This window comes from Mycobacterium paraterrae (assembly GCF_022430545.2).
In the GTDB taxonomy this organism is placed as follows: Bacteria; Actinomycetota; Actinomycetes; order Mycobacteriales; family Mycobacteriaceae; genus Mycobacterium; species Mycobacterium paraterrae.
In genome coordinates, this window is record NZ_CP092488.2 from 1,500,324 (window position 1) to 1,521,245 (window position 20,922).

Here is a 20,922-nt window from a genome sequence, read left to right on the forward strand (position 1 = left end):
GTTGCTCTCTCAGGTGTTCAGTACCGGCAAGTAATAGGTCGACAGACAGAATACGTGTGACGGCGCCGCGGTTTCACCGCCGACCGACCTGGCTGGGGTTCAGCCGCCGCGGCCCCGCCGGACCACTAGTGCCAAGCCCTCGCGATCGGTGACGTCCAGCTTGATGCACGCCCGGTAGATATGGCCCTCGACGGTGCGCGTCGACACCACCAGCCGGTCGGCGATCTCGCGGTTGCTCAAGCCCTGCGCGACGAAGCTCGCGATCTCGCGTTCCCGCGGGCTGAGCGGTAGCGGCTGCGACGCCATCTCCAGGGCGGGGGTTTGCACTCCGCCGCACGCCTCGGCCAGTCGGGCGGCGGCTGCCGCCGCATCCTGGGCCTGGCGACGCTCCTCGGCCGTCCTGAACAGCGCGGCGGCCTGAGCCATCGCGTCGGCAGCCGACAACAACGCACCAAGATCCTCGAATTGCTGTGCCACAGAATACAATTCGTCGGCGTCCGATTCCATCAGCGCGGCGGCGTGAGCGGCATACAGATTCGCGAGCCGTCCGCCGATGTCGTGTGCGACCTCGACGAGCCGCTGCAGCGAGGTGAGGTCGCCGAACCGGGCCGCATCGTGTAGGGCCGACATTTCCACTGCGCGCTGACCTGACTCCTTGGCCGAGTCCGCGGCTTCCAGTGCACGCGTCACGGCCGCGCTGACATGCCCTTCGGCGGCGGCAAGCCATGCCTCGACAAGTCGGAACTGCGGCTCGAAAACGGCCACGTGGCGGCCGACTTTGGCGCGCAGTTCGCCGACGATCTTCTTGCCCGCCTCGATATGGCCGAGCACGCACTGCGACTGGGCCAGCAGCATCCCAGCCGGAAAGCTCCACGAAGCGGCGGATTCCGCAGCCAGCGCGGCCACCGTTTCCTCCATCCGGGGCGCGGCGGAGCCAAACCGGCCGCGGGCCACTTCCACCGTGCCGACCAGCACATTGGCCAATCCCCAGGCCAGATACTGGCCGGGCGAGGAGATTTGGCCGATGTCCCCGGATCGTGCCTCAGCCTCGTCGAAGTCGCCGACCAGCGTCAGGGCCCGAATTTCGCCGTACGCGGTGGGATAGCGCAGCAGGCCGTCGACTTTGTTCTCGATCTGTCTGCCGCGCTGCACGATGGCCGCGGCGTCGTCGACGCGTCCGGTGAGCGCGGCGGCCAGCGTGCCGCCGAACACCGCCCATTCGACGGCCGGTGGCGAGGCGGTAGCGTCGTCCAGCACCGCCTGCGATGCGACCGCGGCCTCGTCGAGCAGGTTTTCGAAAGCCCGGGTGGTCGAGGCGACACCCTCGACCACCAATCTCAGCGCAGGGTGTGTGACGCGGCTTTGCAGCAGACGCAGCACCTCGTCGGCGCGCGCGGCGTCACCCATCGCCCAGTGCAGGTTGGCGATTCGCGCCATCCCCCACCGCACCAGATCCAGCTCATTCATGTCGTCGGGATCGAAAGCGGTCAGGATCTCCTCGGCTTCGGCAGGCTTGCCCTGCCACAGCAGTGAGCGTGCCAGCAGTTCGCTGGCGACGAGATCACCGCCGCGATGCACCGCCGCGCGCGCCAAGCGTTCGCCCAGTGTGATGTTGGTGAGCGCGATCGCGTCCTGGGCGGCGGCGGCGAACAGCTCGGTGTCGGCGGTCGCATCGCTGTCGAGCGCCAACTCCGCCAGCCGAATACGTTGCGCCGGTGCGTGAATCGGCTGATGCTGCATGGCGGTGAATAATTCACCTTTGAGCCGGCGGGTCGCGGCCCGGCCGAGACCGCGACGGATCACCTCACCGTAGAGCGGGTGGGTGAAGCGGACGTTCAAGGCGGGGCCGTCCTCGACGACGCGGATCAGCCCGCGACGCTCGACAGCCTCGACGAGTTCGGCCCCGACCAACGCCGACAGGGTATCCAGCGAGAGTGGCTCGGCGAACGCCAGCAGCTGCAGGGTGTGCGCCTCCTCCTCCGGTAGCTGTTCGATCCGCGCGTCGAGCAGCGACGCCAGCTCGGACGTCACCGCGGTGCGGCCGCGCAACTGCCACACCCCCCGCACTTGCCGGAGCGTGCCGGCTTCGAGCGCGCCCTCCACGAGATGCCGGATATAGAGCGCATTGCCGCAGGAAGCCGTCCACATCAGATCCCCGGACAGCCCCTCCAGCCGTCCGCCGAGCGCCTGCTCCACCAATCCCAGGCATTGCTTCTTGGTGAATGGCGCCAGCCTCAGCCGTTTGAGGTAGCCGTCCTTCCACAGCGACGTGATCGCGTCGGGCACCGCCTCTCCGTCGCGCACCGCCGCCACGATGCGCACCGAACCGTCCAGCGCCAGCTGGTGCACCAGGGTCGCCGAGAGGTGGTCCAACAGATGGGCATCGTCGACCCCGATGATCGAGTGCTCCGCGGCCCGGATGGTTTCCCGAGCGGCCGCCAGGCCGGCGATCGGATCGCGCGAGGCGGCCGGCCCGACCAGATGCGCGAAGACGCCCAATGGAATCGACCGGGCCGACTCGGTACCGGCCACCCAGTGCACCGGTGTTGGCAGCGACTGGGTGACTGCGCGCGCGAGAGTGGTCTTGCCGACACCCGCATCACCGAAGAGCACAATCCCAGCAAAGTCTTTCGCTCCGGCCAGCGCCGAGCGAATCGTGCCGAATTCGACCTCCCGACGCACGATCGGCCAGGACCGAGTGTCCACGAGCAGGGATAGTACCGCTAATCCGGACGAAGGATCCGGGCTAGCGGTACTGGCCCTGGTATTTCGGCGCATGCGCCTCGGTTACGACGTAACCGCTTGGATCGCCCAGAAGTCACTGGCCAGGTTCGCGTGGCTGATCGACGAGCCGTCAGAGCTGACGTCGGATCCGGTCAGGTACTCGTACGGCATGTAGAAGTAGCCCTGGTCACCCCACCCGGGTCCCCACGAGTTACGCACGATGAGTTGGCCTTTGGCGTCCGAGTAGCCGACCGCCAGGACCGCGTGGCCGCCGACGACGGACTCACTGCGCACGTTCGGCATCGGCATCACGCCGGTTTTCGCGACGGCCTGTGATTCGAAGCTCTCGTAGACGGTGAACCCGAATACCACCGAGAAGTCCGACGCGATCGCGTCTTTGAGATCACCGAGCGTCCGAATCGACTCGTACCGGACCGCCCTGTCCTTTGTCGCGGCGACGTAGCAGCGCCTCGGTGGTTTCACCGCGAACATCCCGATGTCGTACGGCCACAGTGTCTCCGGGCAGACACCTTCGGTGTTGACCACCTTGATGCCGTCCCTGATCACCGCGCCGGAATCGGTAGATGCCGTGCCCTCCAGCGCGCGTTCGTTGTAGTAGACGAACAACCGCGAGGGAACGAAATCGGAAAGCCCCTGGCGGTTCCGCTCGTATTCCATCGCGCCGGCGATCGCGTTGCCGGTGCACGACCCGAGCTGGCCTTGGTCGTAAACCGGCGGCATCGACGGCCGCAGGTCATGCGCGGGCGGAAGGTTGCCCAACCTGCGCGCATACATCAGGTCGCGGGCGTCCGGCAGCTGCGGCCGCCAGCCGTAGCCGCGAACGTGACTCCAATCCTGTTGCTTGTCAGCGCTTTTGACGGGACGCCGATCTTGTAGAACGGTCATTTCATCCTCCTGGTGTTGTGCTGGTCCGTCGACCGTAGGGACGACCACCATCGGACGGCATGCGTATCGGGCTACTTGAGTCCTCGACGCCCCGGCGCGGCACAGTAGGTAGCCACATCCAGGCGGCCAGCCACGGGTACCGACGAACGAAGGGATTGGAGAACGAGTAGCGCGCTACGCGTGCCGCTGTTCGCCCCGAGCCGCAAGCTGACGGCAGCACACCACAAGCCCCAATCGGAAGGCACCACCGTCATGTCAAGCGCACAGATCGTCGACCCGAAGCTCGGCGACATCTCGTCGGGCCGCATGTTCCCGATCAACGACTACGCCCTCGAACGCATCATCTATCGCGCGCCACACGCGCCGCTGGCCGCAATCCCCTGGCCGGTCAGCCTCGCGCCTCGGGCCGCGACGTACGACCGCCTTGCCGATCAGCCCCTGCCGCGTGCCGACGTCGTGGTCGTGACGTGGACGGTGGCCGAAGGCCAAGCGCTGGCCGACGTGCTGACACCTGGCATGCCGAGCACGAGCTGGAAGCCCTACGCGCACCGCTGGAATGACTTTGCGCCGCAGCTGACGAGCCGCTCGCCGGCCCGGCGGGCCGGCTGCCTCGGATACGTGGCGCGAACCAGGATCGGCCATGTCGACGTGTTGCTGATCAAGTCGGAACTGCACCTGGCCACCGACGGAATCTCGGCGCCGGTCGTGGCGCTGTGGCAGCAGATCATCGACGAGGCGCGACCGAGCATGGTCATCTCCACCGGAACCGCCGGCGGCATCGGAGCCGACACTCAGCTTGGTGACGTCTTCGTCGTCACCAACGCCAAGTTCAACTGCACCAAGGACTTCAAGACCAAGCCCTGGGCGCAGCAATTCTTCGCCGGAGCCGCGATTCACGCCGAGACGTACGCACCAATGTTCGGAAGGCTGACCGGACCGAACGCCGGGCACCTGTTTCCGGTCGCCTCACGGCCGCCGGTGCTGACGTTCGGTGCAGCTGCGGGCGGCGTCGAAACCGTCGACTATTTCGGTTTCGCCAATACCATTGACTCGTTCGGAATCGTCCGCAACTACCCCGATGCCCGAACGGAAGAAATGGACGACGCCACCTTGCCCCTGGCGCTCGCGGATATGTCGAACCCACCGTTGTGGTGCTCGATTCGCAACGCGAGCGACCCACAGGTGTCGTCGGGCATCGGCGACATCGAAGCCCAACGGCGTTGGGCCAACCAGATTTACAAGCGGTATGGCTATTGGACGACCATCGGCTCGGCCATTGCCACCTGGACCGTGATCGCCAACCTCAACTGAAGGGAACACCGGACATGTCCACCGATACCACCAAGGTCCGCAGCCAGGCCCGGAGCCGGCCGGCAGCCGGTGAGAAGACCCGCGTCGTCGCCGCTCGCTCGTCGACGTCCGTCGAAACTCGTTCCCGCGCAACCACATCGGCCCGTAGGCGCGCGAGGCCGGCGGCGGCGGTCGTCCCCACCGCCGGCGGCTATCTCGGCGACATCACCGGTCCCGGGATCACCGACGGGTGGGGCGTCACCGGAACGGATCTGGGCGTCTGCGCGGTGGCTCCCAACGGAAAGCTGGTGAGCGTGTTCGGCGACACCTTCTCCGGTGACAGCGTGGGCCAGGGCGACTGGCGCGCCCCGGTCGCATTGATCGGAACCGGGGATGCGCACACCCGGATCCAGTACCAGGCCGCTGCCGGCGCCAACCCTGACTACGCGCAGCAACTCTGGGCGTACGTACACGACTGCGAGCCCTGGAGCCGCGGCGGAATCAGCACCGTGATTCCGTCCGACCTGCTGGTGATCGGGCAGACCATGTACCTGCACGCGATCGTCAACCGCGGCTTCGGCAACGTGATCTGGACCGGCATCTGGAGTTCGGACGACAACGGCGTGACGTGGCAGGAGATGGGCCCGCAGGCCACCTTCCCCGCGTCGATGGACAACGGTTACGCGCAGCTGTGGTCATGGGACTACAACCCCGACGACGGATGGGTCTACGTCGTCTCGACCGGATTCCAGCGCGACAAGGGCATTATCTTGCGGCGGGTGCGCCCGGGTGACGTCGGCGACGGCAGCAAGTACTCAGGGTGGGGCTGGGACGGTAACCAATGGGGCTGGGACAACCCGCCCACGCCGATCACCCCGCCCGCCGAGACCTGGGGTGAGCTGACGCTGCGGCGCCTGGACAGCGGCACGTGGATCCTGGGCGGCTTCCTGTCGTCGCGTTACGCGCTGGGCTACCGCACGATCGACTCGCCTACCGCCAATCTGTACGAAGCCCCGATCCAGACACCGTTGGTGGGGTCCACCTGGGATGCCCAGGATCTGGCGAACAACCAGGTCGCGCAGCTCTACGGTGGCTACGTACTGCCGGGGTCCACGTTGGATACCCCCGGCGGTGTGGGCTTGGTGGTCTCCCAATGGGACACCGCGACGGGATGGCCGTACCGGGCGATGCAGTTCACGGTGACGCTCACCGACACCACCAAAGCACCGACACCACCGCTCGCCGCCAGACGACGCCCCCGACGTCGCCGCGTCTGATATGCAGAGGGCCGACACTCCGACGAGAGGCAACGGCCATGGCCAGTGGTCCTGCAGTGCTGTGGGGCGACGAGCCCGACGAACACGATTACCCGGCGGCAGCCGACTACCTCGCCCTGCTCGCCCCGTCGGCCCAGATCAGCGAGATCGTCGCCGCGCTCAAGCAGTCCCCGGTGGTCCACAAGAAGGCCAAGGATCTGCTGCGGGCGTCGCAGCTGGCGCTGCTGCCGAAGGACAACGTGCACGTCCAGCGTGACCTGAAGAAGATCAAGAAGGGCAAGAAACTGTCGCCGATCCTGGCCGTGCGCGGAAACCTCGACTCCGGGGTCGCCATGCAGATCGCCGACGGTTACCACCGGGTGTGCGCGAGCTACTACACCGACGAGAACACCGACATCCCGGTGCGGATAGTCCCGGCGACGAAGTAGCCCGCCGGGGTTTTGGCCCGTCGCGCCCGCGCGGTAGAGTACGGGTCGTGCAGCGGGTGCTCCTTCTCGGACGCCGCGACGGGGCCTGATCCAGACCGGCTTCCTGTCGCGGGTGTTCGCGATGCGCCGGTCTAAGAATCTCGAGAGGACCTTTCTCAGGCCTCGCCCCCGAAAACCGGAGCAATCACCGTGACCGAAAATTTCAGCTTTTCTCCACCTGAGGTCGGCGAATCCCCCGACGCCTTCACGTCCACCCGGACCATCACCAAGCCCGCCGGCTCCCCCAATCCCGGCCAGCCCGCATGGAACACCCAGCGCGGATCCTCGATGCCGATCGATCGGTACCGACCGTTCGCCGAGGAGGTCGAGCACATCCGGCTGCCGGACCGGACGTGGCCCGACAAGGTCATCGACCGGGCGCCGCAGTGGTGCGCGGTCGACCTGCGCGACGGCAACCAGGCACTGATCGACCCGATGAGCCCGGCGCGCAAGCGTCGCATGTTCGACCTGCTGGTCCGCATGGGCTACAAGGAGATCGAGGTTGGATTCCCGTCGGCCAGCCAGACCGACTTCGACTTCGTCCGCGAGATCATCACCGAGGGCGCGATTCCCGAGGACGTCACGATCCAGGTGCTGACCCAGTGCCGACCGGAACTGATCGAACGGACCTTCCTGGCTTGCGAGGGTGCACACCGAGCGATCGTGCACTTCTACAACTCGACGTCAATCCTGCAGCGCCGCGTGGTGTTTCGGGCAGACCGGGCCGCGGTTCAGGCGATCGCCACCGACGGCGCCCGCATGTGCGTCGAGGAGGCCGCCAAATACCCCGGCACGCAATGGCGTTTCGAGTACTCGCCGGAGTCCTACACCGGCACCGAGCTGGAGTACGCCAAGCAGGTCTGTGACGCGGTCGGCGACGTCATCCAGCCGACGCCGGACAACCCGATCATCTTCAACCTGCCGGCCACCGTGGAAATGGCCACGCCGAACGTCTACGCCGACTCGATCGAGTGGATGAGCCGCAACCTGAAACGGCGCGAGTCGGTCATCCTGAGCCTGCACCCGCACAACGACCGCGGAACAGGTGTCGCCGCAGCCGAATTGGGTTATCAGGCCGGCGCCGACCGGATCGAGGGCTGCCTGTTCGGCAACGGCGAGCGAACCGGCAACGTCTGTCTGGTGACGCTGGGGCTCAATCAGTTCTCCCGCGGCGTCGACCCCCAGATCGACTTCTCCAACATCGACGAGATCCGTCGCACCGTCGAGTACTGCAATCAGTTGCCGGTTCACGAACGCCATCCCTACGGCGGCGATCTGGTGTACACCGCGTTCTCGGGCAGCCACCAGGACGCGATCAACAAGGGCCTGGACGCGATGAAGGTCGACGCCGATGCCGCCGGCTCCGATGTCGACGACATGCTGTGGCAGGTGCCGTATCTGCCGATCGACCCGCGCGATGTCGGGCGCACCTACGAAGCGGTGATCCGGGTCAACTCGCAGTCCGGTAAGGGCGGGGTGGCCTACATCATGAAGGCCGACCACGGGCTGGCGCTGCCGCGGCGGTTGCAGATCGAGTTCAGCCAGGTCATCCAGAAGATCGCCGACGGCGAGGGCGGCGAGGTCTCGCCCAAGGAGATGTGGGACGCGTTCAACGAGGAGTACATCGCGCCGATCCGGCCGCTGGAGCGGATGAAGCAGCGCGTCGACGCCTCCGAGGAGGACAACGGCGTCACCAGGATCACCGCGACTGTCAAGGTCGACGGCGTCGAGACCGAGATCACCGGGTCGGGCAACGGGCCCCTGGCCGCGTTCGTCGACGCGCTGGCCACCATCGGATTCGACGTGGCCGTGCTGGACTACTCCGAGCACGCGATGAGCGGCGGTGAGGACGCCCAGGCCGCGGCCTACGTCGAGGCGTCGATAAACAGTCAGACGGTGTGGGGCGTCGGCATCGCGCCGTCGATCACCACCGCGTCGCTGCGGGCCGTGGTATCAGCGGTCAATCGGGCTTCGCGGACCTGACGCTCGGATCGATCGCGCCTCGGCTTCGGCCGCCTTCGCAAGCCTGCCGCGGCAAGGCTCGAACGGGGGGACGCTTCGTCAGCGCTTCGACAGCCACGAATTCACCGGTGGGCACGTCGGCCTCGGGTTGGTAATGCAACTCGGCGACGAGGCCGACGTCACCGTCGGCCCCGGCGAGGAAAGGGGCAGGTGTCGGCGGCTCGTGATCACACACAGCGGCAGCATCGCCGCCCTTGCGCTTTACTGCCAGCGCGGCGTGGTCGGCGCGGTGCAGAAGATCCTCGCCGATATCGATGCCGGGCATTCCGACCGCCACCCCGATGCTGACGGTCGGGTTGACGATCTCCCTGCCAACGCGGACCGGGCCGCGCACCGCTGCCCGAAGTTGCCACGCGAAGGCATTGGCGGCGTCACAGGACATCGGCGTCCGGGGAATCACCACAAACTCGTCGCCACCGACCCGGGCGACCATCGCGCGCGTACCCGCAAAGTCCGTCAGTCGTTGAGCACACGTCCTGATGACGACGTCGCCGGCCGCATGCCCGAGCTGGTCATTGACGGTTTTCAGGCGGTCCAGATCGATGTACAGCGCCGCCACGGGACCCGGGCCGCCCGCTAGCAGTCTGCGGCGAACCTCGCCAAACAACATTCGACGATTGGGGAGGTCGGTCAGTTGGTCGCGTTCGGCCAGCCGACGTAAACGGCTCTCGGCCGTAACGCGGGCCTGGAACTGAGCGAACAGCGCGCCGACCACACCAAGCGCCTCTAACTCCCCGTCGGTCCACCGGCCACCCGGTGCTTTGGCCAGGCCGATGACGCCGGTCGTCACCGATCCCCAGAGCAGCGGTGCGACCGCCGTCGTTGGCGCGACCACAACCGGAGTACGCAGGTCCCCGGCCAGCATGACGTCGTCGGCCAAGGATCGTTTCACTGCCGGGCCTTGATCCGGTGCCGGCCATTCAGCGACCAGAGTCGACGCACGGAGCGCGGGATCGGTGTGTTGTAAGAAGGCGCTCTCGGCGTCGAATCGCGTAACCAGCTCACCGAGCAAACGGTGATACAGCCGCGCCGCGGAGAACTCGCTGGCGCTTTTCATCTGCGCTATGAGCCACGACAGCATGGCCAAACGAGGATCCGCCACATTGACCTCCGCGGTTTTCGGTGCCCCCGGGTGGTTGTGGGTGTGCGACGCGTCCACAGCGCGCCGATGCATGGGATTGGGCGTGTTTTCGGTCCCAGTTGGACAGTGACCGATGAGGACCAAATGTAGGCCTGCCCGGACAATCCTGCCGAAATCACGGAGAACCTGACGATTTCGCCGCGTGCTAGGGAGCTGGCGACTAAACTGCTTCGCTCATTTTGAGACCTTGGCCAGCAGCATTCCGGCCAGAGTCTGGGCGTGCGCGCAGCTGTCGGCACCGACGATCAGGTAGATCCAGCCCTTGAGCACGTCGACGGTCGCGGGCGGAGCCACGAAGCAGAACGCCTGATCGCCAAGGCCCGAGACGTTTTGGACATTGCCCGCGCTTTGTTTGTTGATCGCGAAGCCTTTTGATTGAGAGTCCAGGCACTGCTTGTCGACGGGCTTGCCGTCAATGCAGTACTCGTTGTTCCAGTACATCTTGAAACTGACGTCGTTGCCCGCTGTCGGGATGGATGTGCACTGCGCCTCGCTCGGGGACTGACTACCCTCAGCGGTCGGGAACGCGCTGCCCATCACCTTGCTGATCTCCTCGGCGCTGAGCAGGCTGCAGAAATTGTCAGGCACATGAACGCCGGATTGCTTTGCCGCCGAGCCGTTTTCGTGCGAGCACCCTGCCGTCACCAAAACTGCAGCCGCCACGACCGACCCCACCCGTGTAAGTCGCATAGGAGGCAAGCCTATTTGGCGTTCCGTCACCGCGGGCGCCCACCCGTGGTCAGAACTGCGCGAGCAACGATGCGCGTCAGAACCGCTCGGACGACGATGCGCGCCGCGAAGCGGCGGGCTGAGGAGGCCAAGCCTAGAACAGAGCGAACTGCTCGCCAGCGGACGAGGTGTCGACGAGGTCGTCCACACCGGTGCCGCCGACCACCGCCCCGACGTAGTCCATGAACAGCGCGTCCGATACCAACGGCACACCCAACTCGTGCGCCAGGTACCCCTTGCCGTGCACCGGACGGCGTTCGTTGCAGACCACTAGCGAAGTCTGCCGGTCGACGTCGGGCACGTAGGCCAGCCCGGCGTGCAGGATCCGCTCGACCAGTTCCTCGTGCGTCCGCTCGACCTCGGCCGCCAACGCCACCCGCATGCCCTGCACCAGCGGCTCACCAGAGACGTACAGCCCCGGGTTGCGATACGGGCAGGCCATCCGCGAGGCCAGCACCTTCAACGGGCGCAGCTCTTCGTGGGTGACTTTGCCGCTGGGCCAGCGCCGCCTGCTGACCGGCCGGACGGGGAGCCAGACGTCGCGTTCCCGTGCTCGGCGCAGCGAGGCAGCCAGAACGTCGGTCAGCACGACCGCGTCGTCGAAGGCGTCGTGGGCGCGCCGCTGCGTCACACCCCAGTGTGCGGCCAGAGTCTCCAATCGCAGGTTGGCGGTGCCCAGTTCCAGTCGTCTGGCCAGCTCGACGGTGCACATCACGCTGTCGATCGGCAGCTCGACACCGGCCAGCTCGGCTTCGGCGGTCAGGAAGCCGTAGTCGAAGGCGACGTTGTGCGCAACGAGCGTGCGGCCGCGGACCAGCTCGACGACGTCTCCGACGATCTCGCTGAACTGTGGCTGGTCTTCCAGCATCTCGGCGGTCAGGCCGTGGATGTGGGTCGGCCCCGGGTCCACGCCGGGGTTGAGCAGGCTGACCACCGACTGCTCGACACGACCCTCGGCGTCCAAAGCGAGCACCGCGAGGCTGATGACGCGGGCGCTACCGGGCTTGAACCCGGAGGTCTCGACGTCGATTACGGCCCAGCCCGAGCCCGCCTCGGTGACCGGCCGACCCCAGGGCGTTGACTTCACCGCCGTCGCGCTGTCCCGCATGAAGCGAGGATTTCACGCCGAGCCGACATCGCCCGGTCGCTGCGGCTCGTGTCGCGACGTTAACCTCTCCACGTGATCAACGCCCGCGGACGACTCGCCCTGGCCGCCGGAGCCGGCGCGCGCTGGGCGTCGCGCGTGACGGGCCGCGGCGCTGGCTCAATGATCGGCGGCCTGGTCGCGATGACCCTGGACCGCTCGATCCTGCGGCAACTCGGCACCGGGCGGCGCACGGTCGTCGTCACCGGCACCAACGGCAAGTCGACGACCACCCGGATGGCCGCGGCAGCGCTCCGCACGATCGGGGGCGTCGCTACCAACGCCGAGGGCGCCAACATGGACGCCGGGCTGGTCGCGGCGCTGGCAGCTGACCGGGCCGCCCCGCTTGCGGTGCTCGAGGTCGACGAGATGCACGTGCCGCATGTTGCTGACGCGGTGGAGCCCGCCGTATTGGTTCTGCTCAATCTGTCCCGCGACCAACTCGACCGCGTCGGGGAGATCAACGTGATCGAGCGCAAGCTGCGGGCCGGGCTCGCCGCCCACCCCACTGCCGTCGTCGTCGCCAACTGTGACGACGTGCTGATGACGTCGGCGGCCTATGACCACCCGCACGTGGTCTGGGTGGCGGCTGGCGGAAGCTGGTCGGCGGACTCGGTGAGCTGCCCGCGCAGCGGCGAGGTGATCGTCCGCGACCATGGACACTGGCACTCCACCGGGGCCGACTTCAAGCGCCCCAGCCCACAGTGGTGGTTCGACGACGAAAAGCTGTACGGCCCAGAGGGCTTGGTGCTGCCCATGCAACTGGCCCTGCCGGGTGCGGTGAACCGAGGTAATGCCGCACAAGCGGTAGCCGCGGCGGTCGCGCTGGGAGCGGACCCGTCCGCGGCGGTGTCGGCAGTAGCGGGCGTGGACGAGGTCGCCGGGCGCTACCGGACCATCCAGGTCGGTGACCACAGCGTGCGAATGTTGTTGGCCAAGAACCCGGCCGGCTGGCAGGAGGCGCTGTCGATGGTGAACAAGGACGCCGCTGGGTTGGTGATCGCGGTCAACGGCCAGGTGCCCGACGGCGAGGATCTGTCCTGGCTATGGGACGTGCGCTTCGAGCACTTCGAAAACACCCCCGTCGTGGCGGCAGGTGAACGCGGAACCGACCTCGCCGTGCGCTTGGGTTACGCCGACGTCCAGCACAGCCTCGTGCACGACACGATGGCCGCGATCGCGTCCTGCCCGCCCGGGCCCGTCGAGGTGGTCGCCAACTACACCGCGTTTCTGCAGTTGCAGCGGCGATTGGCCCGCCATGGCTGACTCGACGGTACGAATCGGCCTGGTCCTGCCCGACGTGATGGGCACCTACGGCGACGGCGGCAACGCAGCGGTGCTGCGGCAGCGACTCCGGCTGCGGGGTATCGCTGCGGAAATCGTCGAGATCACGCTGGCCGACGCGGTGCCCGACAGCCTGGACCTGTACACGCTGGGCGGGGCCGAGGACTATGCGCAGCGGCTGGCCACCAAGCACCTCATCCAGTACCCGGGGCTGCAGCGCGCCGCGGGCCGCGGCGCGCCGGTACTGGCGATCTGCGCCGCCATTCAAGTGCTCGGGCACTGGTATGAAACGTCGGCCGGTGAACGCGTCGACGGGGTGGGCCTGCTCGACCTGACCACGTCGCCGCAACCCGCCCGCACGATCGGCGAGCTGGTCACCGCGCCACTGTTGAGCGGACTGACCGCACCGCTGACCGGCTTCGAAAACCACCGCGGCGGAACGGTTCTCGGCTCTCAGGCATCGCCGCTGGGGGCGGTGAAGAAAGGAGCGGGCAACCGCTTGGGCGACGGCGTCGACGGCGCGGTCCAGGGCAGCGTGTTCGCCACCTACATGCACGGGCCGTGCCTGGCCCGCAACCCGGAATTCGCCGACCTGCTGCTCGGCAAGGTGGTGGGCGATTTGGTGCCGCTGGAGTTGCCCGAAGTGGAGTTGCTGCGACGGGAACGCCTGCGCGCCTGACCGGTTCCGGGCAACGAAGTATGGGTACGCGACGTGTCGATGAGCATCCAGCGCCGCCGGCGTAGCGACGCCGATTCGGCGATGCGCCGCGACACCGCGGGTACTGCCATCGGCAATTTCATGGAGTGGTACGACTTCGGCATCTACGGCTACATCGCGACCACCATTGCGCGAGTGTTTTATCCCGGCGACAGCGCCAGTGCGGTCCATCTCATCGCCACCTTCAGCACACTGGCCGCGGCCTACGTGGTGCGGCCGCTCGGCGGGTTCATCCTTGGTCCGCTCGGTGACCGCATCGGACGCAAGCGGATCTTGGTGATCACGATCCTGCTGATGACGGTGGGGACGACCATGACCGGCCTACTTCCCGGCTACCGCACCATCGGCGTGTGGGCACCGATCCTGCTTCTGATCGCCCGGATTTTTCAAGGCTTCTCGACTGGCGGCGAGTTTGTCGGAGCGATGACCTATCTCGTCGAGCGGGCCCCGACCCACAGGCGCGGCACGATGGTCGGGTTCCTGCCGCTGGGCAACCTGGTGGGGTTCGTTCTGGCGGGATTGTTGGTGACCGCACTACAAGCCTGGCTGTCACCCCACGACATGCTGGCGTGGGGCTGGCGCATTCCGCTTTTGCTGGGAGCGCCGTTCGGCGTGCTCGCCCTCTACCTGCGACTGCGGATAGAGGAGTCGCCTGCCTACGAGCGGATGAGCGACAGCACGCCCGTCGACCGCGGCTGGCAGCAATTCCGGCGCACAGTGGTGGAGCAGTGGCGGCCGATGGTGATCTGCGCGGCCCTTGTGGTGACCTCCCAGGCCGCTGATTTCATGCTCACCGGGTACTTGCCGACATACCTCAAAGTGGTTGTGCACGTTGGTAAGACTGCCGGACTCGTGATGATCGTAGCGACGTTGGCGATCCTGATGGCCGCCGTGGTATTCGTCGCCATGTTGTCCGACCGTATTGGCGTCAAACCGATCATGTGGACCGGCTGCGGACTACTCGTCTTGGCGTCAGTCCCGGCGTTCTTGCTGATGCGGTCCGGCGGCGTCCTTCCGTTGGTCTTCGTCGGTGTGCTGCTGGTCGGCCTCATGGAACTGTGTTTCGACAGCACTGCGCCCGCCGCTTTGCCGGCGCTGTTCCCGACCCGGGTGCGCAACGGAGCGCTGGCCATCTCCTACAACATCGCGCTATCGACGGTGGGCGGAACCACCCCGCTGATCGCTCAAGCGCTGATATCCAGCACCGGCAACGCCATGGTGCCTGCCTACATGCTGATTTTCGCTGGCCTGGTAGGGGCGGCCACCCTTCCGTTCATGCCGGAAGTCGCCGGCAAGCCGCTGCCGAAGTAGGCGCGCCTGAGTCGTCGCGAAACAGAACGCAGGGCTGTGACAGCTCCGAATCACGACCATGTCTTCCGTTTCGCGGATCACCTAGGCCATGGCACGGCGACCGGTCAGGGCGCGGCCCAGGGTCAGCTCGTCGGCGAATTCCAGGTCGCCGCCCATCGGCAACCCGGACGCGATTCGGCTCACGGTCAAACCGGGAATGTCGCGCAGCATCCGGACCAGGTAGGTGGCCGTCGCCTCGCCCTCGGTGTTCGGGTCGGTCGCGATGATCACCTCGGTGATGTCCACCCCGTCGACCTGCTCGCCAATCCGGTTGAGCAGCTCACGAATTCGCAGTTGGTCCGGCCCGATGCCGGACAACGGATCCAGTGCGCCACCCAGAACGTGGTAGCGCCCGCGGAATTCACGGGTGCGCTCGACGGCCTGCACATCCTTGGGCTCTTCGACGACACACACCTGCGTTCCGTCGCGACGCGGATCGGCACAGATGCGACAGCGCTCGCCGTCGGAGACGTTGCCGCACACCGCGCAGAACCGGACGCCGTTGCGGACCTTGCCGAGCACCGCGGTGAGCCGGTCGATGTCCGGAGGTTCGACCGAGAGCAGGTGAAACGCGATGCGCTGGGCGCTCTTCGGCCCGATACCCGGCAGCTTGCCGAGCTCGTCTATCAGATCCTGTACCGGTCCCTCAAACACCCAGTGCGCCGCCGCCCATGCCACCGGCCAGTGGACCGAGCTGCTGCTGCGCCAAAGCGGCCACCTGCTGCGCGGCGTCGCCGAGCGCGCCGACAAGCAAGTCCTGCAGCGTCTCGACGTCCTCGGGGTCGACGACCTTCGGGTCGATCTTCACCGCAACGACCTCGCCGCTGCCCTTGACGGTGACCTCGACCAGACCGCCGCCGGCGCTTCCGTGTACCTCGGTGTTGATCAGCCGCTCCTGCGCGGCCATCAACTGCTGCTGCATCTGCTGAGCCTGGGCGAGCAACGCCGACATGTCCGGCTGGCCTCCGGGTTGCATGACAGTCCCCTTGCGTATTGATATCGACTTGGTTTCGCCTGCCGGGTGCGGGCGGTTCAGAGTTCCAAGCGTAGACGGCGCCGGGCTACCGTGGCGCCGTGCGCATATCCCACCGCCTGCGTGTCGGAGCCGCGACGGCGTCAGCCGCGGTCGGCATGATCACCCTGGCCGCCGTCGTCACGCCGGTGCCGCCGAGCGCGATCGCGGCGCCCGGCAGCATCGCGGGCATGATCGTGTTCCTCGATCCCGGTCACAACGGCGCCAACGACGCGTCGATCAGCCGCCAGGTGCCCACCGGGCGCGGCGGCACCAAGGACTGCCAAGCCAGCGGCACCACCACCAACGACGGTTACCCCGAACACACCTTCACCTGGGACACCACCCTGCGGATCCGCGCCGCGCTCAACGCGCTGGGCGCCCGCACCGCCATGTCCCGGGGCGACGACTCCACGGTCGGCCCCTGCGTGGACCAGCGTGCGGAGATGGCCAACGCGCTACACCCGAACGCGATCGTCAGCATCCACGCCGATGGCGGCCCCGCGAGCGGACGGGGATTTCACGTCAACTACTCCGCACCGCCGCTCAACCAGGCCCAGGCCGGCCCCGCCGTGCAGTTCGCGCGGGTGATGCGCGACCAGATGCAGGCGTCCGGAATTCCGCCGGCCAGCTATATCGGCCAGAACGGCCTCTACGGCCGCGCCGACCTGGCCGGGCTGAACCTGGCGCAATACCCGTCCGTCCTGGTCGAATGCGGCAACATGAAGAACCCGGTCGACTCGGGATTGATGGAGAGCCCGGAAGGCCGGCAGAAATACGCCGACGCGGTGGTCCGAGGTGTCGCCGCGTTCCTGGGCAACCAGTCCGCAGCCCGCTAGTTCTCGAGCTCGCGCTTCAGGTTGGCCAGCACCTCGGCTTGAATCTTCTTCAGGCCGAGCGGCGCGAACGTCTTCTCGAAGAAACCCTTGATGCCCCCGGCGCCCTTCCACGAGGTCGTGACGGTGACGCTCGAACCCGGTCCCGCGGGAGCCACCGTCCAGTTGGTGACCAGAGTCGAGTTGGCGTCTTTTTCGATGACGGCGTGACCGGCGACGTCGACGCTGGCCTTGACGTCACGCACCCGCGATTCGGTGGCCTGCAGCTTCCAGCTGGCGACCGTGCCCTGGCCTTGGCCGCCCTCGAGCACCTGGTAGTCGCGGTAGTGCGACGACAGGATCTTGGGCCGCACACCTTGATAGTCGGCAACGGCGGACAGCACGGTGGCGGGCTCAGCGTTGATCAGGATCGAGCTGGCTGCACTGACTTGTCCCATTGGGTCTAACTCCTCTGCGCGGACGTGATCTCGCCGACCAGCGTATAGGTTGCCCACCGGGGCGCTAGGCGCTGAGGCGGCCACCTTCAATGTCCAACGGCTGCACCCGTGACGCCGCGGCTCGTCTCGTAACTCCGACGTGAAAGCCACTGGGCTTCAACGTGATCGACTCGGAAACCGTCAACCGGTAGTCGCTGTCGGGGGTCAGGTCGTAGCGATGCAAAATCATCGCGAGCGTGAGCACAGCCTCGTGGAGTGCGAACTGTCGACCGATGCAGGCCCGCTGGCCCGTCCCGAACGGCTTGTAGGCATGCGCGCGGCTCTTCATCTGGCCGGGCGCGAAGCGGTCGGGGTCGAAGCGCTCCGGCTCCGGCCACACCCGCGGGTCACGCTGCACCAGCGGCAGCACCACCAGAACCCATTGCCCCTTCTTGATCCGGTAGCGCCCGCCGAGGACGGTGTCCTTGCGGGCGACCCGCAGATAGCCGGGGGCCGTTGGCCACAGCCGCAGTGACTCGTCGAGCACGGCCCGCACATACCGTAGCTTCGCGACGTCGCCATACTCCGGTTGCGGGTCGTCGGACGTTCCCCACAAGGTGTCGACTTCGGCCTTGGCCCGGGCCAGGACGTCGGGATTCTGAGTCAGGTAATACAGCGCGAAAGACAAGGCGCCCGAGGTGGTCTCGTGCCCGGCGACGATGAAGGTGATCACCTGCTGACGGATGTTGACCGGATCCAACCGGCGCCCGGTGACCGGATGCGTCGACGTCAGCATCAGGTCGAGCAGGTCGGGGGTTGCGGGTCCTGCTCCGTTACGCCGTGCTTGGATCACGTCGTCGACGATGCGGCCCATCACCACACCGGAACGCCGAATGCCGGGCCGCAACAGGCGGGTGAACGGCGGGAACGTCGACCAGCTGGCGTATTTGAGCATCCGGTTCATCGCCGCAATGAATCGATGCGGGCGACGCCGCTCGAACGAGCCGAAGGAGTAGCCGAATCCGGCCCGCCCGATCGATTCCAGGGCAAGCCGAGTCGTGTCGGCCGTGACGTCGACCCGACGGCCGGCGACCGCCGCGCGGTCCCAGTAGTCGAGCATCTCGCGGATTGCCCGCAGCATAATCGCGTGGTAGCCCTGCATGGCCTCGCGACTGAACGCCGGCTTCAGAATGTCATGTGCGACTCGCCAATTCGGGTTGTCGGTGTCGACCGTGATGAGCGCATCACCGATCACCTCGCGCAACGGCGTGAGGTGGTGGCCGACGTATTTGCCGAACCGCGTCTCGTCGTGCACCTCGGCGACCAAATCCAGCCCGCTGACCGCAACCATTTCGGTGCCGAGCATCTTGCGCACCGAGATCGGGCCCAGCTTTGCGGTCTGGGGCAGCGAGGACTGGAACGGGGTGCGGGGGTTCAAACCGAGGACGTCTCCCAGGAACGGCACCCGGAACGGCGGGTGCGGGAGGTCGCGGGTTTCTATAACGCGGCGCTGGCCGAGCTTGTAGACGACAGACGCCCCAGCTGCAACTTCCGCGCATCGCATACTCTCTGTTGTCATTCAAGCAGTATTACATACCTTTTGACTGGTTCATAAGTCAGAACTTTACTTCAAGTTTGCGCGTTCTTTAGCTGCGGTAACTGAGTTTCACTGCCGCGAAGATGTGGCAGGGCCAACTAGCCGTTGTCGATACGGCGTGCGCCCAACTCGTTCTGCAGCAGCTCGAGCGCGACCTCTTCGGGATCGCGGCGAGCTGTCAGCTCGTCGTCCTGACCCGCCTCGGCCAGCATGCTTTCCTCTTCGTCCTCCTGAGCGGACTCCGAGTCGTCCACCGCTTGCGTCGGAGGGGGCGGCGGCGGAACCATCCGTCGCGGGCGCTCGACGGACCGCGGCGGTGCCGACTTTTCGGGTGCCGCGGCCGCGGCCGGGCCGCCCGCCTCGCAGCGCACCCGCCAATTCACGCCGAGGGAATCCTTGAGCGCCTCGGCGATGACGTCGGCGTTGTGCTGTTCGCTCAGCCGCTTGGCCAGCGGCGCCGCTCCGTGGCTCAACACCAGCGTATTGCCCTCGACAGCAAGGACGGTCGCGCCGGCCAGCATCGCTTCGGTGCTACGGCTGCGCTGCTTGACTTTCTCGCGGACCGTCGGCCACAAGGTGCGGACGGTGGCGGCATTCGGTTCGGCCGAGCCCACCGCTGTCGGCGCTTCGTCGGTGGAAACGGCCGCCGACGGAACCTGCTCGGGTGGGCTTTCAGGGGGCGGGGCCGGCTCGGGCTCCGGCGCCGGCTCGACGGCCTCGACGACTTCGGCCGCAGCCGCCACCGACGGCCGGACATACGCGGGTTGCGGAACAGGCTGCTGCTCAGCCGCCGGGATGGACATCTCCAGCCGGGTCTCGATCCGCTCGACCCGTTGCAGCAGAGCCGATTCCGCGTCGCTGGCCGACGGCAACAACAACCGCGCGCAGATCACCTCGAGCAGCAGGCGCGGCGCCGTCGCGCCGCGCATCTCCGTCAAGCCGGCATGCACCACCTCGGCGTAGCGGGTCAGCGTGGCAGGGCCCAGGCGGGCTGCCTGCTCCCGCATCCGGTCCAGGACGTCCTCGGGCGCATCGACAACGCCGCGCGTCGTCGCATCCGGAACCGCCTGGAGCACAAGCAAATCACGGAACCGCTCCAGCAGATCGGTGGCGAACCGCCGTGGGTCGTGGCCGGCATCGATCACCGATTCCACCGCGCCGAACAACGCCGCCGCGTCCCCGGCGCCCAACGCGTCGACGGCCTCGTCGATCAGGGCCACGTCGGTGGCACCCAGCAGGCCGAGCGCCCGCTGATAGCTGACCCGGTTACCCTCGGCGCCGGCCAGCAATTGGTCGAGCACGGACAACGTGTCGCGAGGTGAGCCGCCGCCGGCCCGGATCACCAGCGGGAAGACCGCGTCGTCGACTTCCACGTCCTCCTGCGCGCAGATCTTTTCGACGAGCCCGCGCATGGTCCGCGGCGCCAAAAGCCGGAACGGGTAGTGGTGGGTTCGCGAGCGGATGGTCGGCAGCACCTTCTCCGGCTCCGTGGTGGCGAACACGAAGATCAGGTGGTCAGGCGGCTCCTCGACGATTTTCAGCAGCGCGTTGAACCCGGCGGTGGTCACCATGTGCGCCTCGTCGACGATGAACACCCGATACCGCGACTGGGCCGGCGCGTAGAACGCCCGGTCGCGCAGTTCGCGGGTGTCGTCGACCCCGCCGTGGCTAGCCGCGTCGAGTTCGACGACGTCGATGCTGCCGGACCCGTTAGGCGCCAGGCCGATGCAGGAGTCGCAGACTCCGCATGGGGTAGCCGTCGGACCCTGCTCGCAGTTCAGCGAGCGGGCCAGGATTCGCGCCGACGAGGTCTTACCGCAGCCGCGTGGGCCGGAGAACAGGTAGGCGTGATTGATTCGGCCCGCGTTTAGCGCGGTCGACAGCGGCTCGGTGACGTGTTCCTGTCCCACCACCTCGGCGAATGTCGCCGGCCGGTACTTGCGGTAGAGAGCCACGCTCAGAGGCTACCTAGCCCGACCGACGATGCGAATCCGGAAGGATTCGCTGAG

At 67.0% G+C, this 20,922-nt stretch carries 18 protein-coding genes; 8 read left to right on the plus strand and 10 right to left on the minus strand.

Annotation, left to right across the window (positions count from 1 at the left end):
• Nucleotides 1-99: 99 nt before the first annotated feature.
• Both MKK62_RS07185 and MKK62_RS07190 read right to left on the minus strand, forming a co-directional pair.
• Nucleotides 100-2,706: a helix-turn-helix transcriptional regulator gene (locus tag MKK62_RS07185; protein WP_240261716.1), complete on the minus strand. Its 2,607-nt coding sequence runs from the start codon at nucleotides 2,704-2,706 to the stop codon at nucleotides 100-102.
• 81 nt (nucleotides 2,707-2,787) lie between these two features.
• On the minus strand, nucleotides 2,788-3,630 hold the full coding sequence (locus MKK62_RS07190) for a C1 family peptidase (protein ID WP_240261715.1): 843 nt from the start codon (nucleotides 3,628-3,630) through the stop codon (nucleotides 2,788-2,790).
• A gap of 252 nt (nucleotides 3,631-3,882) precedes the next feature.
• Between MKK62_RS07190 and MKK62_RS07195 the strand changes: the two genes are divergently transcribed.
• From MKK62_RS07195 to leuA, 4 genes are all read left to right on the plus strand, one after another.
• Nucleotides 3,883-4,941: a hypothetical protein gene (locus MKK62_RS07195; protein WP_240261714.1), complete on the plus strand. Its 1,059-nt coding sequence runs from the start codon at nucleotides 3,883-3,885 to the stop codon at nucleotides 4,939-4,941.
• 14 nt (nucleotides 4,942-4,955) lie between these two features.
• On the plus strand, nucleotides 4,956-6,197 hold the full coding sequence (locus MKK62_RS07200; protein WP_240261713.1) for a glycoside hydrolase family 183 protein: 1,242 nt from the start codon (nucleotides 4,956-4,958) through the stop codon (nucleotides 6,195-6,197).
• A gap of 38 nt (nucleotides 6,198-6,235) precedes the next feature.
• Entirely contained in the window at nucleotides 6,236-6,625 is a 390-nt protein-coding gene (locus tag MKK62_RS07205) for a hypothetical protein (protein ID WP_240261712.1), read from the plus strand.
• A 189-nt stretch (nucleotides 6,626-6,814) separates the two neighbouring features.
• The gene (gene leuA, locus MKK62_RS07210) at nucleotides 6,815-8,647 is read left to right on the plus strand and encodes a 2-isopropylmalate synthase (RefSeq protein WP_240261711.1); all 1,833 of its coding nucleotides are present in this window, start codon (nucleotides 6,815-6,817) and stop codon (nucleotides 8,645-8,647) included.
• Here leuA and MKK62_RS07215 read toward each other — a convergent pair.
• The 3 genes from MKK62_RS07215 to MKK62_RS07225 all read right to left on the minus strand — a co-directional run bounded on the left by MKK62_RS07215 (nucleotide 8,625) and on the right by MKK62_RS07225 (nucleotide 11,664).
• Entirely contained in the window at nucleotides 8,625-9,788 is a 1,164-nt protein-coding gene (locus MKK62_RS07215; protein ID WP_240261710.1) for a GGDEF domain-containing protein, read from the minus strand. The genes leuA and MKK62_RS07215 overlap by 23 nt on opposite strands.
• A 213-nt stretch (nucleotides 9,789-10,001) precedes the next feature.
• Nucleotides 10,002-10,490 carry a hypothetical protein gene (locus MKK62_RS07220; protein WP_240261709.1) on the minus strand — a complete coding sequence of 163 codons (489 nt, stop codon included), beginning with the start codon at nucleotides 10,488-10,490 and terminating at the stop codon, nucleotides 10,002-10,004.
• A gap of 160 nt (nucleotides 10,491-10,650) precedes the next feature.
• Complete coding sequence (locus MKK62_RS07225; RefSeq protein WP_434085035.1) at nucleotides 10,651-11,664, minus strand: DEDDh family exonuclease; 1,014 nt, start codon at nucleotides 11,662-11,664, stop codon at nucleotides 10,651-10,653.
• A 72-nt stretch (nucleotides 11,665-11,736) separates the two neighbouring features.
• Between MKK62_RS07225 and MKK62_RS07230 the strand changes: the two genes are divergently transcribed.
• From MKK62_RS07230 to MKK62_RS07240, 3 genes are all read left to right on the plus strand, one after another.
• Nucleotides 11,737-12,966 (plus strand): Mur ligase family protein, encoded by a 1,230-nt coding sequence (locus MKK62_RS07230; RefSeq protein ID WP_240261708.1) that lies wholly within the window; start codon nucleotides 11,737-11,739, stop codon nucleotides 12,964-12,966.
• Complete coding sequence (locus tag MKK62_RS07235) at nucleotides 12,959-13,663, plus strand: type 1 glutamine amidotransferase (protein WP_240261707.1); 705 nt, start codon at nucleotides 12,959-12,961, stop codon at nucleotides 13,661-13,663. Before MKK62_RS07230 ends, MKK62_RS07235 begins: the two co-directional genes overlap by 8 nt.
• An 81-nt stretch (nucleotides 13,664-13,744) precedes the next feature.
• Nucleotides 13,745-15,013 (plus strand): MFS transporter, encoded by a 1,269-nt coding sequence (locus MKK62_RS07240; RefSeq protein WP_240263781.1) that lies wholly within the window; start codon nucleotides 13,745-13,747, stop codon nucleotides 15,011-15,013.
• An 81-nt stretch (nucleotides 15,014-15,094) separates the two neighbouring features.
• Here the strand turns inward: MKK62_RS07240 and recR are convergent, their stop codons facing one another.
• Together recR and MKK62_RS07250 are read right to left on the minus strand one after the other, a co-directional pair.
• Entirely contained in the window at nucleotides 15,095-15,706 is a 612-nt protein-coding gene (gene recR / locus MKK62_RS07245) for a recombination mediator RecR (RefSeq protein WP_240261706.1), read from the minus strand.
• The gene (locus MKK62_RS07250; protein ID WP_240261705.1) at nucleotides 15,699-16,028 is read right to left on the minus strand and encodes a YbaB/EbfC family nucleoid-associated protein; all 330 of its coding nucleotides are present in this window, start codon (nucleotides 16,026-16,028) and stop codon (nucleotides 15,699-15,701) included. Before MKK62_RS07250 ends, recR begins: the two co-directional genes overlap by 8 nt.
• Before the next feature lie 155 nt (nucleotides 16,029-16,183).
• Between MKK62_RS07250 and MKK62_RS07255 the strand changes: the two genes are divergently transcribed.
• Nucleotides 16,184-16,903 (plus strand): Rv3717 family N-acetylmuramoyl-L-alanine amidase, encoded by a 720-nt coding sequence (locus MKK62_RS07255; protein WP_240263780.1) that lies wholly within the window; start codon nucleotides 16,184-16,186, stop codon nucleotides 16,901-16,903.
• Here MKK62_RS07255 and MKK62_RS07260 read toward each other — a convergent pair.
• The 3 genes from MKK62_RS07260 to MKK62_RS07270 form a co-directional block, all read right to left on the minus strand.
• Entirely contained in the window at nucleotides 16,900-17,337 is a 438-nt protein-coding gene (locus MKK62_RS07260) for an SRPBCC family protein (protein WP_240261704.1), read from the minus strand. The genes MKK62_RS07255 and MKK62_RS07260 overlap by 4 nt on opposite strands.
• Nucleotides 17,338-17,401: 64 nt before the next feature.
• Nucleotides 17,402-18,895 carry a cytochrome P450 gene (locus tag MKK62_RS07265; RefSeq protein WP_240261703.1) on the minus strand — a complete coding sequence of 498 codons (1,494 nt, stop codon included), beginning with the start codon at nucleotides 18,893-18,895 and terminating at the stop codon, nucleotides 17,402-17,404.
• Nucleotides 18,896-19,011: 116 nt separating this feature from the next.
• Nucleotides 19,012-20,868, minus strand: coding sequence for a DNA polymerase III subunits gamma/tau (locus MKK62_RS07270; protein ID WP_240261702.1), 1,857 nt, complete (start codon nucleotides 20,866-20,868; stop codon nucleotides 19,012-19,014).
• Nucleotides 20,869-20,922: the final 54 nt, after the last annotated feature.